At 72.6% G+C, this 16,429-nt stretch carries 14 protein-coding genes; 5 read left to right on the forward strand and 9 right to left on the reverse strand.

Annotation, left to right across the window (positions count from 1 at the left end):
* Positions 1–6: 6 nt before the first annotated feature.
* Positions 7–1,089, reverse strand: a complete 1,083-nt coding sequence (locus UK12_RS13015; RefSeq protein WP_045303068.1) for an alpha/beta fold hydrolase — start codon at positions 1,087–1,089, stop codon at positions 7–9.
* 240 nt (positions 1,090–1,329) lie between these two features.
* On the opposite strand from UK12_RS13015, the gene UK12_RS13020 reads away from it, so the two are divergent.
* Complete coding sequence (locus tag UK12_RS13020; RefSeq protein ID WP_197084807.1) at positions 1,330–1,761, forward strand: alpha/beta hydrolase family protein; 432 nt, start codon at positions 1,330–1,332, stop codon at positions 1,759–1,761.
* A gap of 183 nt (positions 1,762–1,944) precedes the next feature.
* Here the strand turns inward: UK12_RS13020 and tuf are convergent, their stop codons facing one another.
* Together tuf and UK12_RS13030 are read right to left on the reverse strand one after the other, a co-directional pair.
* Positions 1,945–3,126 carry an elongation factor Tu gene (gene tuf / locus UK12_RS13025; protein ID WP_045303069.1) on the reverse strand — a complete coding sequence of 394 codons (1,182 nt, stop codon included), beginning with the start codon at positions 3,124–3,126 and terminating at the stop codon, positions 1,945–1,947.
* Between the two features lie 91 nt (positions 3,127–3,217).
* A complete protein-coding gene (locus UK12_RS13030) occupies positions 3,218–3,478 on the reverse strand; it encodes a hypothetical protein (protein WP_045303070.1) in 261 nt (86 codons plus the stop codon).
* A 509-nt stretch (positions 3,479–3,987) separates the two neighbouring features.
* On the opposite strand from UK12_RS13030, the gene UK12_RS13035 reads away from it, so the two are divergent.
* Positions 3,988–5,763: an ABC transporter ATP-binding protein gene (locus UK12_RS13035; protein WP_045303071.1), complete on the forward strand. Its 1,776-nt coding sequence runs from the start codon at positions 3,988–3,990 to the stop codon at positions 5,761–5,763.
* 190 nt (positions 5,764–5,953) lie between these two features.
* Here the strand turns inward: UK12_RS13035 and UK12_RS43220 are convergent, their stop codons facing one another.
* Positions 5,954–6,505 carry a CGNR zinc finger domain-containing protein gene (locus UK12_RS43220; protein WP_045303072.1) on the reverse strand — a complete coding sequence of 184 codons (552 nt, stop codon included), beginning with the start codon at positions 6,503–6,505 and terminating at the stop codon, positions 5,954–5,956.
* Between the two features lie 92 nt (positions 6,506–6,597).
* Between UK12_RS43220 and UK12_RS13045 the strand changes: the two genes are divergently transcribed.
* Both UK12_RS13045 and UK12_RS13050 read left to right on the forward strand, forming a co-directional pair.
* The gene (locus UK12_RS13045; RefSeq protein ID WP_197084808.1) at positions 6,598–7,848 is read left to right on the forward strand and encodes an MFS transporter; all 1,251 of its coding nucleotides are present in this window, start codon (positions 6,598–6,600) and stop codon (positions 7,846–7,848) included.
* Between the two features lie 317 nt (positions 7,849–8,165).
* Positions 8,166–9,980, forward strand: a complete 1,815-nt coding sequence (locus UK12_RS13050) for an alkaline phosphatase family protein (RefSeq protein ID WP_045303074.1) — start codon at positions 8,166–8,168, stop codon at positions 9,978–9,980.
* 432 nt (positions 9,981–10,412) lie between these two features.
* Here the strand turns inward: UK12_RS13050 and UK12_RS13055 are convergent, their stop codons facing one another.
* Positions 10,413–10,772, reverse strand: a complete 360-nt coding sequence (locus UK12_RS13055; protein WP_052681843.1) for an MFS transporter — start codon at positions 10,770–10,772, stop codon at positions 10,413–10,415.
* Here UK12_RS13055 and UK12_RS13060 point away from each other — a divergent pair.
* Positions 10,771–11,184: a hypothetical protein gene (locus UK12_RS13060; RefSeq protein ID WP_156178693.1), complete on the forward strand. Its 414-nt coding sequence runs from the start codon at positions 10,771–10,773 to the stop codon at positions 11,182–11,184. The two genes, UK12_RS13055 and UK12_RS13060, sit on opposite strands and share 2 nt — an antisense overlap.
* Positions 11,185–11,233: 49 nt before the next feature.
* Here UK12_RS13060 and UK12_RS44380 read toward each other — a convergent pair whose 3' ends face one another.
* The 4 genes from UK12_RS44380 to UK12_RS13075 all read right to left on the reverse strand — a co-directional run bounded on the left by UK12_RS44380 (position 11,234) and on the right by UK12_RS13075 (position 16,060).
* Positions 11,234–11,455 carry a family 1 glycosylhydrolase gene (locus UK12_RS44380; RefSeq protein WP_156178695.1) on the reverse strand — a complete coding sequence of 74 codons (222 nt, stop codon included), beginning with the start codon at positions 11,453–11,455 and terminating at the stop codon, positions 11,234–11,236.
* Entirely contained in the window at positions 11,398–13,068 is a 1,671-nt protein-coding gene (locus UK12_RS13065) for a serine/threonine-protein kinase (RefSeq protein ID WP_045303096.1), read from the reverse strand. Before UK12_RS13065 ends, UK12_RS44380 begins: the two co-directional genes overlap by 58 nt.
* 279 nt (positions 13,069–13,347) lie before the next feature.
* Positions 13,348–14,283 (reverse strand): hypothetical protein, encoded by a 936-nt coding sequence (locus UK12_RS39645; RefSeq protein WP_231591180.1) that lies wholly within the window; start codon positions 14,281–14,283, stop codon positions 13,348–13,350.
* A gap of 43 nt (positions 14,284–14,326) precedes the next feature.
* Positions 14,327–16,060, reverse strand: a complete 1,734-nt coding sequence (locus UK12_RS13075; protein WP_045303076.1) for a serine/threonine-protein kinase — start codon at positions 16,058–16,060, stop codon at positions 14,327–14,329.
* Between the last annotated feature and the right edge of the window lie 369 nt (positions 16,061–16,429).

Genomic DNA, 16,429 nt, shown 5'->3' on the forward strand with positions numbered 1-16,429 from the left:
CGCCGGTCAACGGCACTCCGCACCGAGCTCCCGCGCCAGGTCCCACACCGCGCCGACCACGAACTCGGGTACTTCCTGCGGGAAGTTGTGGCCGGTGCCCTCCGGTGTGTGGATCACCCGCGACGCGGTCGACGTCGCCAGGTAGCGGGTTCTGGTGCGGAGGTAGAAGCGTCGTATCCGCTCGGCCTCGGCCGCGTCCCGGGCCGCGTCCAGGACCGTCTCGCCACCCGTGAGGTCCCGGGGGGTGACCAGGAGCAGCGGCAGGTCTCCGAGGTCCCCGTCATAGACCACGGTCTCCCACCCCACCCTCGCCAGGCCGGCCGGGGAGAGCTCGGCGAAGATCGACGCGGCGGCGCAGTCCGCGCCGGTCCGGCCGCCACTGCCGCGGTGTGCACCGAACAGGTGCCGCACCGCCGCCAGCAGTTGCTTCCGGCGCATCCCCGCGACCAACGCGTTGCGCGGCGCGAAAGCGATCACCTCCGGCGGCGTCGGGTCCAGCAGCACGAGTCCGGCCACCAGGTCGGGCCGCCGCCGCGCCGCGTTCGCGACCAGCAACCCGCCGAAGGAGTGGCCGACCAGCAGGAACGGGCCGCGCTCCCCCGCGCCCTCCAGCGCGGCCAGCAGCTCCTCGGCCTCAGCCGCCGTCGTCCGCGGGAACGGTCCGACATCACTCCAGCCCGCGCCGAGCCGGTCGACCAGGACGGAGCGGGTACGCGCCGCAAGCAACGTGTGCAGCTGCCGGAACTCGTCACCGGGGGCGTGTCCCCCGGGCATCCATACGACCGTCGGACCACCCGCTGACTCCCCTGCGGCCAGGACGTGCATCCGATGGCCGCCCACGTCGACCAGCCGCCCGGGCGGCGGGTGCGCGCCCGCCTCGCGGGTCACCAGTAACAGGTGACGCACAGCCCCTGCCAACAGCGCCACACCGACAGCCAGCACGACACCACCGAGCGCCACGGCCCACGCCGCGTTCAGCCCCAGGAGAGCGCCGCCCGCCCCCGCCACCAGCAGCGCGACCGGCAGCCCCAGCCAGTCACGGCTCAGCAGGGCGAGTAACGCGTTCGCGACCCGTCCGTCCCAGCGCATCGGCCCTCCGCGGCAGCACTCGATAACCTGTCGCCACCCGACTTCTTCCCCGAACCGGCTGCCGGAACGCGAGCTCGCGGGTCACAACCGGTCGGGGACGCACCGCTCACAACCGGGTCCCCGGAGTCACCGCCGAACACCGCCCCGCCGCACGACACACCCATGCGGCCGGCATCTCCGTCGACTGTCATACGCGGCCTACCGGCCCTGGCGGGCGGCGGGCGGCCCGCGGGCCACCCGGTGAGCGCCCGGGACGGCTTCCTTCGGGCCTCGAACTACTACCGGTCGGCCGAGTTCTTCCTGCACGGACACCCGTGCGACCCCCGACACGAGCACGCCTACGAGCGCTCCGTGCAGTGCTTCCGATCAGCGGCAGCCCTCTTCAGCCCCCGGATAGAGCCGGTCCAGATCCCGTACGAGGGCACCACATTGCCCGGCTACCTCTACCGGGCCGACACCTCCGGGGAGCCCCGTCCCACCGTGGTCATGCACAACGGCTTCGACGGCACCGCGGAGGAGATGCACTTCTTCGGAGCGATGGCCGGCGTCGAACGCGGCTATACCGTGCTCGCTTTCGACGGCCCGGTCAGCCGGGACCGCTGCACCGCGAGGGCCTGGTCTTCCGCCCCGGCTGGGAGAACGTGGTGGGTCCGGTGCTGGACTTCGCCATGAAGCTGCCCGAGGTGTCCAGCCACCGGGTCGCCCTGCTCGGCAACAGCATGGGCGGCCTCCTCGCCCCCAGGGCGGCGGCCTTCGACCACCGCCTGGCGGCGGTGGTCGCCCTCGACGGCGTCTCGAACTGCGCGGCCGGCCAGCGTGTTGTCACGCTGACCGGCCGCGCAGCAATCGCCGGATTCAGCCGAGGATGGTCCGGATCGTGCCCGCCGCGACCGTCCGGCCGCCCTCGCGGACGGCGAACCCGAGGCCGGGCTCCAGCGGGAAGGGCTGGCCGAGCGTCACGGCCGCCTCGAGGGTCTCACCCGGGAGCGCCACGCTGACACCCTCGGGCAGCTGGACCTCACCGACCACGTCGCCCGTGCGCAGGTAGAACTGCGGGCGATAGCCGCTGCCGATCGGCGTACGGCGGCCACCCTCGGCCGTCGACAGCAGGTGCAGCCGCGCGGTGAAGGCCGTGTGCACCGAGGCGCTGCCGACCGCCGTGACCACCTGGCCGCGCCGGACCTGGCCGCGCTGCACGCCACGCAGCAGCAGAGCGACGTTGTCGCCGGCCTCGGCGGACTCCATCGTCCGGCCGAAGGTCTCCACGCCCGTCACCACGGAGTGCACGCCCGCGTCGTAGCCGAGCACCTGCACCCGGTCGCCGAGGCGCACCTGGCCGCGCTCGACCGCGCCGGTCACCACCGTGCCGCGCCCGGTGATGGTCAGCACGTTCTCGATCGGCAGCAGGAACGGCGCGTCGGTGTACCGGACCGGTGTGGGGACGTACTCGTCCACCGCGTCCAGCAGTTGCAGCAGCGCCGCCGACCAGTGCGGGTCACCCTCCAGCGCGCGCAGCCCCGAGACCCGGACGACCGGCAGCCCCGCGCCGTCGTACCCGTGTGCGCCGAGCAGTTCGCGCACCTCCAGCTCGACCAGCTCCAGCAGCTCCGGGTCACCGGTGTCGGCCTTGTTCAACGCCACCACCACGTGCTCGACGCCGACCTGACGAGCGAGCAGCACGTGCTCGGCGGTCTGCGGCATGACGCCGTCCTGGGCCGAGACGACCAGGATCGCGCCGTCCAGCTGCGCCACGCCGGTGATCATGTTCTTCACGAAGTCGGCGTGGCCGGGCATGTCCACGTGCGCGTAGTGCCGGGTGGCCGTCTCGTACTCGACGTGCGCGATGTTGATGGTGATGCCGCGGGCGGCCTCCTCCGGCGCCCGGTCGATCCGGTCGAACGGGACGAACGAGCCACCGCCGCGCTCGGCCAGCACCTTGGTGATGGCAGCGGTGAGGGTGGTCTTGCCGTGGTCGACGTGACCCATGGTGCCGATGTTGAGGTGCGGCTTGGTCCGCACGAAGGCCTGCTTGGCCATGATTCTCTCCGGTAGTCGTCAGCTTGCTGACGGGACCTCAGCTTCCCGCCGACCTCCCCCGGTTGAGATCCCGGGGACGGCCCGGGGAAGGTCAGCTTCGTGCGCCGTCGAAGGCGGCTGCGACTGCCGGGGCAGCAGCCATCGCACCCGCGACTGCGGGGAACTCGGCGATGGCGTACTGGAACATGCGGACCATCCTGCCCGCCCGCGCGAACGCGGGGCCACCGGTTTTCCACGCGGCGCTCCGGGCACGGGACAGTACGGCGATCTGATGAACGACCCGCGACACGTCCACAACTTCCACCCGCACGCCAAGCGTTGGGACTTCCCCCGCCAGCAGGTCGACGTTCACAGCCCCGGCCCCGGCCGGGCGACTGGAGAACCGTCGCCGCGAGCACCACGACGAGACTGATCGGCACCACCACCAGGACCTGGACGCGTCCCCAAGGCCGCCCGCCGGCCGAGCGCCGTTCGACGTCCACGTCCACGTCCACGTCCACGTCCACGTCCACGTCCACGTCCACAACTGTGCGCCGCGCCAATGGCCGTTGCGTCCGGCAGGTGCGGGGCTCGCGGCAGGCCACCCCGTACAACGCAGGCCGGGCGCCCGGTCCGGCGAGCCGCCGCCTGGCCCCCTCCGTGGCGGCGTACGGCTGCCGGGGACGGACCGGCGTCAACCGGATAAAAACGCTTGGACTCCTCCGGCGCTCTCGCGGGAGACTGCGGATACCGCTTCTCTGCTTGCCTGCTGACGTATCGTCACAAGTTGTTGAGAGAGGCAGGTGATGGGCTGCCGCACGACACAACGGGGTCGGGATGGGATCGTCCGAATCACTCCAGGGAGAGCCGGGCAGGCGGCCGGTGCTCCTCGCACTTCGCTACTACGGACGGGAGCTGGTCCGGCTTCCGCGCCTGACGGTGCCCGGCATGCTGCTGCCGGCGTTGGGCAACATCGGCATCGGCTATCTCGCGCCGCTGGCCGTGGCGAAGCTCGTCGGCCGGATCGCCGGCCATGCCGGTACCGGCTCCGGCTCGATGGTGCCGTACGTCCTGGGTTTCGCCGGCGCGCTGCTGGCCGGGGAGGCACTGTGGCGCGTCGGCCTGCACTGCCTGAACCGCCTTGACGCCCTCGGCATCGAACACCTGTACGTGATCGGCATGGACGAGCTGTTCGCCAGGGATGCGGCGTTCTTCCACGACAACTTCGCCGGCTCGCTGACCAAACGGGTGCTGAGCTTCGCCTCCCGCTTCGAGGAGTTCGTCGACACGCTGACGTTCTCGGTCGTGGGCAGCTTGGTGCCGCTGATCTTCGGCTCGGTGGTGCTGTGGCACTACGAACCGCTCCTCGTGATCGGGCTGCTGGCGATGATCGTGCTGACGACACTGTGCGTGGCGCCGCTCATCCGCCGCCGCCAGGCGCTGGTCGACCAGCGCGAGGAGGCGATCGCCCGGGTGTCCGGTCACGTCGCCGACAGCCTGATGAACATGGACACCGTCCGGGCGTTCGCGGCCGAGGAGGGCGAGGCGACCGAGCACCGGTCCCGCGTCGCGGAGTCGCGCCGACTCACCCTGCGTTCCTGGGACTACGGCAATCTGCGCATCGACACGCTGGTCGCGCCGATGTCGGTGCTCACCAATGCGCTCGGCCTGCTGCTCGCGGTGATGCTCGGCGGAGGCAGGCACGGCGTAGAGGCGGTGGTGGTCGCCTTCACGTACTACACCAACGCGACGCGGATCATGTTCGAGTTCAACCAGATCTACCGTCGGCTGGAGAGCTCGCTCACGGAGGCCGCGCAGTTCACCGAGCTGCTGCTGACGCCGCCCACCGTGGTCGACCCCGCATCGCCGGAACCGCTGCTGCGCCGAGGCGCGGACATCCGCTTCGAGCAGGTGAACTTCGCCCACGCAGGCGCGGATCCGATCTTCCGGGGCCTCGACCTCGCAGTGCCCGGCGGGGCGAAGTTCGGTCTGGTCGGCCGGTCCGGCGGCGGAAAGACCACCCTCACTCGGTTACTGCTGCGGATGACGGATATCGACGCCGGCCGGATCCTGATCGGGGGTCAGGACATCAGCCGGATGCGCCAGGCCGACCTGCGCAGCCTGATCGCCTACGTGCCGCAGGACCCGGCGATGTTCCACCGGACGCTGCGGGACAACATCGCGTTCGCCCGGCCGGACGCCACCGACGCCGAGATCCGCCGCGCCGCCGACGCGGCGCACGTCACGGAGTTCACCGACACGCTGCCGCACGGCTTCGACACCATGGTGGGCGAGCGCGGTGTCAAGCTGTCCGGTGGACAGCGGCAGCGGGTCGCCCTCGCCCGGGCGATTCTGCGCGACGCGCCCATCCTGCTGCTCGACGAGGCGACCAGCGCCCTGGACTCGGAGAGCGAGCTCCTCGTCCAGGAGGCGCTGTGGCGGCTCATGGAGGGGCGGACGGCGCTCGTGGTGGCACACCGGCTGAGCACGGTCGCCACGATGGACCGGCTCATCGTCCTCGACCGCGGACGGATCATCGAGCAGGGCACACACGAGGAGTTGCTCGCGTCTCAGGGCGCCTACGCGAAGCTCTGGCAGCACCAGTCGGGCGGCTTCCTCGACGGCATCCCCGCACAGGCCGACCTGCACTCGCGCTGAAGCAGGTACGGCCACCCGACCCCGTGCTCGCCGCCGCCGATCCGCGGACCGCAGACGCACTGCGCGAACGGGTGCTGCGCGAGGCGGGTCCCCCTCGCCGGCACCCGGCCGCGCAGTCGTTCGGCATGACGGCGGCCGTGATCGGGCACTCGCACTGGAGCGCCCGGCCACGGACGGCGGGGACTGAGGCTCACGCCTCGTCGCTCGTGCGCCGCGCACGGAACGCCGCTGCCTTGACCCGGTTCTGGCAGGCCGTCGAGCAGAACTGGCGGCCGGCGTTGCGGGAGGTGTCCACGTAGACCCGGTCGCAGCGCGGGGCCGCGCAGACCCCGAGGCGTCCGGCATAGTCGCCGCCGAGGGCCATGGCGAGGCCGGTGGCGCAGCCGGCGCTCCAGCCGACGGCGTAGGAGTCGTCGGCGCCGTGGAAGTGGACCTGCCACGGCTCCCCGGGGGCCCGGTCGAGCTGGGGGCGGGCGCCGGTCCGGCGCAGCAGCGCGTTGAGGGCGGGGGCCGCGTCGTCGATGCGGTCGGCGGCCACGGCCTCGAACACGGTACGCAGGGCGCGGGCGGTGTCGGCCAACCGGTCGGCCTCGTCGAGTCCCAGGCCCGCCCCGGCGGAGAGCGCCGCGCGGACCGCGCCGACCCGCTCGGCGCCTTCAGGGGCGAGGTAGTGACGGCCGCGCGCCTCACCGTCGGTCAGCGCGTTGACGAGCGCCACCGCGGCATCGAGCAGGGTACGCATGTGACTGTCGAACAACACTTGACCAGTTACCTTTCGGCTGCCTACGGTGTCCATCACTGACATTAGACGATTCACCAGTGATGGGAGGCGTCGTGCCGCGCTCCGAACCGCTACCCCGCACCGTCCGCCTGCTGCTGCTCGCCCGGGTCGTCAACCGACTCGGGGCCTTCTCACTGCCCTTTCTCACCGCACTGATCAGCACCGACCACGGCGCGAGCCTGACCACCGCCGGACTGGTCAGCGCCGCCTTCGGGCTCGCGACGATCCCCTCGCGGCTGGCCGGGGGACACCTGGCCGACCGGATCGGCCGACGCACGACCATCGTCCTCGGACTCTGCGGCTGCGCCGGCGCCCAGCTGGCGATCGCCGCCTCCGCCTCGCTCACCTGGGCGGTCACCGGAGCGGTGCTGCTCGGACTGGCCTTCGAGCTCTACGAGCCCCCGAGCCAGGCGATCATCGGCGAGTCCGTACCGGAGCGGCAACGGGTGCGCGCGTTCAGCCTGTTCAGCGCCGCGCTCGCGGCAGGCGGCATGGGCGCCGGGCTGCTCGCCGCCCTCCTCGGCCGCTGGGACCTGCGCTGGCTCTTCGTCACCGACGCCGCGACGTGCCTGCTCTGCGCGCTGCTCATCCGGCTGGCCCTCCCCCACGACCGTCCGGCACCGCCCGGGGCGGACCAGGACGGCACCGTCGTACGACCCCTGCGGGACCGAGCCCTGCTGAACGTCCTGGCCACCGGAACCGCCTACGCCCTGATCAACCAGCAGACCGTGATGACCCTGCCCCTCGCACTCGCACGGCAGGGACTGCCCGCCGCCGACGCCGGACTGCTGTTCACCGCCGCCGCGGCCACCACCGTGCTCGCCCAGCCGCTGGTCCAGCTGCGCCGGGCGACCCGGCTCACCACGCCCGTCGCGCTCGCCCTCGCCCATCTCCTCCTGGCCGCAGGGCTGAGCGGCTACGCCCTCGCCCGCACCCTGCCGGAGCTGCTCGCCGCGGCCGCCGTGTCGAGTCTCGGCGACCTGCTGGTCATAGGGCGCGTCTACGCGCTCGTCACCGACCTCGCGCCACCCGGCGCAAGCGGCCGCTACCTCGCCGTCTTCGGTACCAGCTGGGGCGTCGCCGCGACGCTCGCGCCCGTCCTCGGCACCCAGTTGCTCGCCCGCGCGGGGACGACCGCGCTGTGGTCCGCAATGGCCGCGTTCTGCCTGCTGCTCGCCGCACTGCACCTCCGGGTGACACCGGAGACGGCCCGGTCGCCGCAACGTCGCGCACCGAAGGAGCGCAGCTCAAGCAAGCGAACTGTCAGCGACGCGAAGCCCGCCCACTACCGCGGATCGGCGTGAGACTCTCACCGACGGCCTGGCGGCGCCGTACCAGGAGCTCCCTCGCTGTCCCACGTGATACCTGCTCACCGTCGACCCGACACCTTGCGCCTGGTCGGGCCACCGCAACGGCCTGCATGACCGGTGCTCTCTCGTCACTTGCTCACTTGTGCCGTCCGGGGGTTCCCGTCTCCGCCGCCCACGTGTGGCGCGGGCCCGAACTTGTCTGGTCAAGTTCGATCGGCGTTCTTCCGCCGGACAGCACGGCCCGGTACCTATGTCCCGTTCATGGCGCACAGCCATGGCAGTCACCCTCACCAACGGGACGAGGTACCCCTATGCGACTGCGCTGGAGCCCCCTCGGCGGGCTGCTCACCGCCCTCCCCCTCCTCGGCGCGCTGGTCGTCGGCGCCCCCGCCCCCGCCCAGGCGGCGGGGAGCAGCGGCAACCTGATCGTCAACGGCGATGCGGAGGCCGGCGGCTTCTGCACCAATGACTGGGGCGCGGCCACCACCGTCCCCGGTTGGACGGTCGAGGCCGGCGGTATCAACGTCATGTGCCACACGGCCGGTTCCGTCGGCCTGCCGAACGACGGCAAGGCGCCCGGCAAGGCGTTCTTCGGGCCCGGCAACTTCGGGGACGGCGCGATGACGCAGACCGTCGACGTCTCCTCGGCGGCTGCGGCGATCGACGGCGGCGGGGTGAGCTACGACCTCTCCGGCTGGCTGGGCGGCTGGACCGTCTACAGCGGCTACGCCGCTGTCAGCCTGCACTTCAGGGACGCGAACGGCCACCCGGTCGGCGCGACGGCCAAGCTGCCGACCGTCTCCGCGACCGACCGGAACCTGACGACCGAGTTCCTCTCCCGCAGCGCCACCGGTTCCGTCCCGGCCGGGACGCGGTCGGTCCAGGTCGAGGTGCAGTTCCTGTCGACCTCGCACGAGGCCGGCTACCTGGACAACCTCTCCCTCACCCTCAACACCCCGGTCGCTGCTCCGGCACCGCTGACCCCGCCCGCCTCCAGCGTGCCGGGCTACGACCACGTGTTCACGGTCATGATGGAGAACACCGACTACTCCCAGATCATGAACGACCCGGCGGACACCCCGTTCATCCACAGCCTGATGTCCCAGGGCGCCACCCTCACCGACTCCCACGGCGTCTACCACCCGAGCGACGAGAACTACCTCGCCATCGCCGGCGGCGACACCTACACCACCGGCGCCACCTACTGGCCCAACATCAACTCCCCCCAGCGCAACCTCGGTGACTCGATCGAGGCGGCCGGCAAGTCCTGGAAGGCTTACGAGCAGGGCATGGGCACGCCCTGCAACACCACCACCCAGTACGACGCCAAGTACGAGCCGGACGACGCGCCGTTCATCAACTACACCGGCATCAGCGGCAACGCGGCCCGCTGCGCGGCGCACCTGTTCGACACCACCCAGCTGACCACCGACCTCCGGTCGGCGGCCACCACCCCGAACTTCTCCTGGATCGCGGCCGACGACTACTACGACGGCGAGGCCTCCGGCAACGGCAGCGCCACCAGCCTCCAGGTGCAGGACGGCTGGCTGAGGCAGACCCTCGCCCCGGTGCTGTCCTCCCCCGCGTGGACCCAGCAGCGCTCGCTGATCGTCCTGACCTGGGACGAGAGCGAGAGCGAGGGGTACAACCACCTCGCGACCGTCGTCCTCGGCTCGCAGGGCACCGTGCCTGCCGGGACCAGCAGCCCGCTGCACTACGACCACTACGGCATCGGCCGCACCATCGAGTCGGCCCTCGGCCTGCCGGGGCTGACCGCCAACGACACCTACGCCACGCCGCTCAACGCCGCCTTCGCACCGGCCACGGCGACCGGGCCGACGCTGACCGGCGGCCTCAACGCGGTGGCGAACGGCGGCAACGTCACCTTCCGCTACGCCCTGCCGAACACATCGCAGGTCAGCGCGAAGAACTGGGTCGGCATCTACCCGGCAGGCGTGACCCCGGGCGCGAAGTCCGCGCTGACCTGGGCCTACACGCCGAACCAGAGCGGCGCGGTCACGTTCTCCACGAGCAGGCTGAACGGCGCAGGCAGGTACGACGTGTACTACCTGGCCAACGACGGCTACTCGGTGCTGGCCGGGCCCATCCCGTTGACCGTCGGCTGACGCCTCCCGGCGACGGCCGCCCCTGCGGGGCGGCGGCCGGGCGCGCAGGCCCGGACCAGCTCGATCGTCCCAGTCAGGAATGCGGCCACGTTCGAGGGCCCGGTGACGGTGAGGTCGTGGTGGACCTTCCGCACCGGGCTCGACCGCGGCCCGCCCCCTCCGCACGGCGCTTCTGCGTCCCGAGGTCGACGTGCACCAGGGCGAGGCGCCGGCGGCAGCCCTCGGGCCCGCCGGACACCCTGTCATCCCATTTCCGCCGGACGCCGGAGCCACCCGCCGACGGCGAGGATTCCTCGGAGTGGTCTGCGTGAACGGCACCTGACGCCCGACGCCGCGCGGTCCTTCGTTGCCCAACCGCAATGGCGCGCGTCGGCGACTCGAAGGCCGAGTCCTCCCGACGCGGGCCCTGTGGGAATCGGCCCGACGCGGCTGTCACCCGTCGGCGGCTGCCGGAGGCGCCGGTGGCATCTCCTTCAGTCGGCTGACCGGGGAGACGATCAGCCCGAGCACCACGGCGGCGGAGCCTGCCGCGGCCACGACCAGCGCACCGTGGGCCCCGAGCCGGCCAGCGAGCAGGCTGGCCGAGAGTCCGCCGAGCGCGCCGCCGCCGAACAGGAGGGTTCGGAACGCCGCCGTCATCCGGCCCATCATCGACTGCGGCGTCAGGATCTGGCGGAGACTGACGATGATGACGCCTGCCACGCCCAGGCCCAGGTACGAGGTGAAGAAGGACAGGACGAACAGCGCGAGCATCAGCGGGCGCGGCCCGGTGATGCGACGGCTGCGCGGCATGCGCCTGGTGGACGACTTCTTCGTCGCCCGCCCGCTGCAGGAGGCCGCCGTCGAACTGCTCTCGACCCCCGCCTGGGACCGCCACCTGCGCGCCCTGGCCACCGCCCTGCGCGAACGCGCCACCACGCTCGCCACCGCCCTCGGCCGCGAACTGCCCGACTGGACCCTCACCCGCCAGCCGGCCGGCGGACTCCACCTGTGGCTCCGGCTGCCGGCCCACCTCACCGACATCGCCGTCGCCGACACGGCCCGCCTGCACGGCGTATCCCTCAACGCGGGCCATCGCTACTTCCCCACCGACGCTCCCGCCGCCCACCTGCGCCTGGGCTTCGCCGCGGCCGCCGACCCCGCCGAACTGACCGAAGCCGCCCGCCGCCTCGCCACCGCAGCCCGGACGCTGCGTCGGCGCTGAGCGTGCCGACAACGGCCCGGCGCCGTGCGCTTCACCGAGAAGGCCACAACTACCGCCCTCCTCCTGCACGTTGGGTGGCAATCAGATCGCAGTACCAGCCGTACGACGCCCTCGGAGTCCGCTTCTGCGTCTCGAAGTCGATGTGGGCGAGGCCGAAGCACTGACTGAACCGCTCGGCCCGCCGGACACCAGTCGTCCCGGTCGTCGCGGCCTTCAGGAGCTGCGTGGGTAGGTCCGCGTCACGTTGCCCTTCAAGTCCGCCTCCAGGTATCCGCTGCCGTAGTCGTCGGAGAGGTAGACCTTGGTACTGGGCGAGCCGTCGAACATGTCGGCCTCGATGATGAGGTAACGGCTGGTCGGGTGGGCCACGTTCAGAGTGTCCTGGGCTTTCTGCAACAGGGCCGGCAGGACGTCCCAGTCGAAGTCCTGCAGATCGATGGCCTTCTCGTCGGGCATGAGTTCACCGCCCACCGAGCGGACCGCCTTGCCGTCACGGTAGTTGACCTCGTCGTAGACCTTGGCGCCGGCGGCGGTGGGCACCTGGGCGATGGCGTAGTCGGGGTAGATGACGAGCTGGAAGACCTTGCCGCCGGAGAGGTACGGGTGCAGCGCGTCGATCGTCCGGCGCACGCCGTCCGGCGTCAGCAGGCTCGCCCCGCCCGGGGATGCCGACGGCGGCGCTACGGCGGGTGCGCTGGTGCCGGCCGTGCCCGGGCTGCTGGTGACCGTGGTCGTCGTGCCGGTCGTCGAGCCCGCGGTGGTGCCGTGCGCCGCCGTCGCGCCGCCCTGGCTCAGGAGCAGGGCGACGACGCCGGCCAGCACGACGGCGGTGACCACCCCCGTGGCGGCGACGACCCGGCCCCGGCGGGTGGCCGCCGAGGGCTTGGCGGGAGTGCCCGGAGCCGGCCGGAACGCCAGTGGTACCTGGCCGGTCGGCGGACGGGCGAAGTCCGGCGGAATCCGGTCCGCCGGGGACGCGGCACCACCGGGCGGCGGCGCGGCGACGACGGCCTGCGGCTCGCTGTCTTCGAAGGCGGCGCCGTCGTCGTGCTCAGCCGCCGCGAGCATCCGGTCGAGCTGCTCAGCGTCAGGGCGGACCGCCGGGTCCTTGGCGAGCAGCGCGGTCAGCAGCGGTCCGAGCCGCCCCGCGCGGGCCGGGGGTGGCAGCGGCTCATCGAGCACGGCGGCGAGTGTGGCGAGCGTGGTCGCCCGACGCAGCGGGTGGCGGCCCTCGACGGCCACGTACAGCATCATGCCGAGCGACCACAGGTCGGAGGACGGATTTCCCTCCTGACCGCGGATCCGTTCCGGCGCGATGTACTCGGGTGAGCCGATCAGCGCGCCGGTCGCGGTCAGGGCGGTCGCATCCTGGATCGCGGCTATGCCGAAGTCGGCCAGCACCGGCGTGTCGTCGGGGCGCAGCAGCACGTTGCCGGGCTTGACGTCCCGGTGCTGGATGCCGCCGGCGTGCGCGGCCCGCAGCGCGGACAGCACGCCCCGGCCGATCCGGGCCGCCTCGGCCACGCCGAGCGGGCCCTTGGCCAACCGGTCGGCCAGGCTGCCGCCGGCCACCAGCTCCATCACCAGCCAGGGATGCGGGTGGTCCGGGGTGTCCACGATGTGATGGATCACCACCACGTTCGGGTGCTGAAGCCGGGCGAGCGCCCGCGCCTCGCGCAGCACCCGTTCGCGCAGCTGCCGTGCCTGGGCCGGGTCGGCCGCCGCCATGGCCGGGTCCGGCGGGCGGACCTCCTTGACTACCACCTCGCGTTGCAGTGCGTTGTCGCGTGCCCGCCAGACCAGGCCCATACCGCCGCCACCGAGCTGTTGCAGCAGTTCGAACCGGCCGTCGATGAGGCGCTGCTCCGCCCCCGCTGTGTTCATGGCGGTCATCGTAGGAGACGCCACCGACCGAGTGGACCACGCCGGCGGCTCCGCCAGCGGACGGGTACGCACCATGCCCCGGTTCCACCGTGCTCGCCCCGTGACCGACTCCGCCCCCGCTCCGAAGGCCCTTCCTCGTTCCGCACTACTGGTGCGTGGGCGGAGTGTGATGGCTGTTCCGCGCGCCCCGATGCGGGAGGCGCGGACGTCAGGCGCTGAGCGGCCCCGACCGCCTTCGGCGGTCCGCTGCCGGCGGTCGGTGCGACGGCATCCGGTGGCTCAGTGGCAGGTGTAGGTGAAGGAGGCCGAGGCGGTACGGGAGTCCGGGGAGAGCACCTCCAGGGTCGCCGTGGCCGCCATGGCTCCCTTGCCCTCGAAGGTCCAGCGGAGCACCACGTCCGTCTGGTGGCTGCCCTTCGGCACCGGCTGGGCGATGTCGGCGGAGACCGTACCGTCACTGCGGCGCCAGCGGTAGGAGACCGTGCCGGCCCGGCCTTCGGTCCGCAAGGTGCCGATGACCGTCGCGGTGCCGTCGCAGGCCGGGCCGGCCGGATCCGTGCGGACCGAGACCGCGGTCACCGAGAGTGCCTGCGCGGAGCCCTGCCAGGCCAGATAGCCCAGCACGGCGAGCAGGACCAGCAACGGCAGCAGCCACCCCAGACGCCTCCGGCCTGGCCGCGGGGCTCCCGCGGCCGCCGACTCGCCGGGACGGGTGGTGCCGTGCCAGACGGCTGCGGCGAGCGCCGGAACGTCCGCGGTGGCGCTCGGCACACCCGGACCGAACCGGCGCAGCCCGTCGGCCCGAGGTTCACCCGTCGACGTCAACGGCCCCGCCGGAGCCGGGACGGTCGCTTCGAGAGTGGCTTCAAGGGGCGCTTCGACCGTCGTCCCGACGGTGGCGTCCGACAGCTCGACGGTGGCGGCGGGGGTGGCCCAGGCCTCCTCGTCGAGCAATGTGGCGCTCTCGGCTTCCTCGCCGACCGCGCGCACGTCGGCAGGCGTGAGCCGCACCGTCGTGGCGGCGGCCGCGGGCTCCAGCTCCACAGTGGCAACGGTGTCAGACTCGCCGCTCTCACCAACGACGCACACGTCGGCAGGCGTGAGCCGCACCGTCGTGGCGGCGGCAGGGTCGGGCGGCGCCGGTCTGTCGAGGCGCAGCGTGCGGTCCGGCTCCGGGACAGTCTCCGTGGCCGGGCGCTCTTGAGGTGTGGTCATGGTCTCTTCCTGGCGGGTGGTGCGGCGTGGTCCGCGGGGGCGGTCAGCGGGGCGGGTTGCACAGGTAGGCGTAGACCTCCTGGTAGCTGCCCTGGCCCCGGAGTGCAGCGGGGTCGGTGCCGACCTGCAGGCCCCACGCGGTCGCGTTGTCCGCGAAGGTGTGGCTGACCGGGAACGACACGTTGGCCTGGCCCTTGGCGAGCGTGAGGCTCTGGGTCGCGACGACTTTCCGGGATGATCCGCCGTCTACCCAACTTACCTTCAGCGTACCGGTGTTGGCGCCGTTGGTGGTGACCTTGACGGTGCCCTTGGTGCCGTAGTTCCCGTAGCAGCCGTACGAGGAGATGGTCAGCGAGATGACGCGCAGCGGCGTCGGGGATGGCGAGGGCGTCGACGGGCTCGGCGGAGTCGGAACCCCGGTGGTGGCCGTCGGATCCGTCACCGGCCCGGGGACCGGCGCAGGTGCGTCGGTGGCGGCCGGGCCCGCAGCGCTCGGCCCGGTCGGGGTCGTGGGAGTAGCCGTCGCACCGGGCGTGGCGCTCGTCGAGGAGGACGCCGACACCGAGGCCGAGGCGGAAGGTGAACCGCTCGCGGACGGCCCGGCCGAGGACGCGCTCGCCGCAGGCGCCAGCGAGGTCGTCAGTTCCGGTGCCGGAGCAGCCGCGGGCGTCACGCGTGCGGCATCCACGCTGTTGGCGGCCGCGATTCCGGCCATCGCCCCGGCCACCAGCATGACGCCCACAGCGCCCGCCGTGATGCGGGCCCTCCGGCTCAGCCGAGGACGCCGTGCGGGCTCGACGTCGGCGGTGGCCGAAGCCGCGGCCGAGTCCGCGCCGCCGCCCAGCACCGTGGTGGCCAGCGTGGTGCCGCCCGCACCCACACCGCCGCCGGACGGGAGCAGCAGGGGCAGCAGCGCCACCAGCGCCGCGAGCGCCCCTCGCCCGCGCTCCTCCCAGTCCTCGCCGTACTCGGAACGCGCCACCCGTTCGAGCTCCTCGACCAGCGCGGCCGCGCTCTGCGGGCGTTCCCCGGGCGTCTTCGCCAGGCCGGCCCGGATCAGCGGCCGGACCGGCTCCGGCGCCAGCTCGTCGGGGATGGGTGCCTCGGTGTGCTTGACCGCCAGCTCGGCAAGCGTCTTACCGCGGTAGGGCTTGGTACCGGTCAGGCACTCGAAGAAGGTCGCCGTGGCCGCGTACACGTCGCCGGACGGCGAGGCCGGCTCGCCCGCCCACTGTTCGGGGGCCATGTAGACGGGGGTGCCGGCGACGCCCGGCCGCTCGCCGCTGCGCACCGCGATACCGAAGTCCACCAGCTTGGACGAGCCGTCGGCCGCGACCAGCACGTTCTCCGGCTTGTAGTCGCGGTGCACCACACCGGCCGCGTGCGCGGCGGCCAGGCCGTGCAGGGACCCCTTGAGCACCACCAGCGCCGCCTCCGGCGAGGTGGCGCCCTCCTGGCTCAGCAGCCTGCGCAGCGCGACGCCGTCCACCAGCTCCATCACGATCGCGGCGCCCCGGGAGCTCTCCGCGTACTCGTACAGCGCGGCCACCTGCGGCGAGCACAGGCCGCCGAGCAGCACGGCCTCGTTGCGGAAGGAGGCGGTGTCACCGACCGCCGCGCTCAGGTACTTGACGGCGACCCGCGTGCCGGTGGAGTCATGCCGGGCCAGCACCACCCGCCCGCTCGCCCCGGCGCCGAGCTCGCGCTCATGGGTGTAGCCGGGCAGCGTCCACAGGCCGTCGGTCTCCGCCGGCGCGCCCTCGGTCTGGCCGTTCATTCTCAGTCTCTCTCTTGGTCTCTCTCGGGTCGGGCGAGTTGCGCCGCGCCGTCCGGACGGACGTCGGGTGCGCCACTGCCGCGACGTGCCACGGCAATGTCGGCGACGTGAACGTCAGGGCCTCGGGTTCCCGCCCGGGACGGATCGCAGGTCACGATTCGGATGCTTCGCATGCATCCACAAAACCCTTCGCACACAGGCGAGTTCGCTTCCTCGGTCGACCGGTCGTCCGATCGCGCAGCCACCCGGCGGCGAATTGTACGACGCGCGCCGGATCCGTCGCCGCGAGTGCCGACCGGACGGAGGACGGGTGGAGGAGCTGTGGCGTTCCGGGTGGGGCCGGCGCCGTGCGCACCGCCCGGCGGTGAG

Source organism: Saccharothrix sp. ST-888 (assembly GCF_000955975.1).
Classification (GTDB): domain Bacteria; phylum Actinomycetota; class Actinomycetes; order Streptomycetales; family Streptomycetaceae; genus Kitasatospora.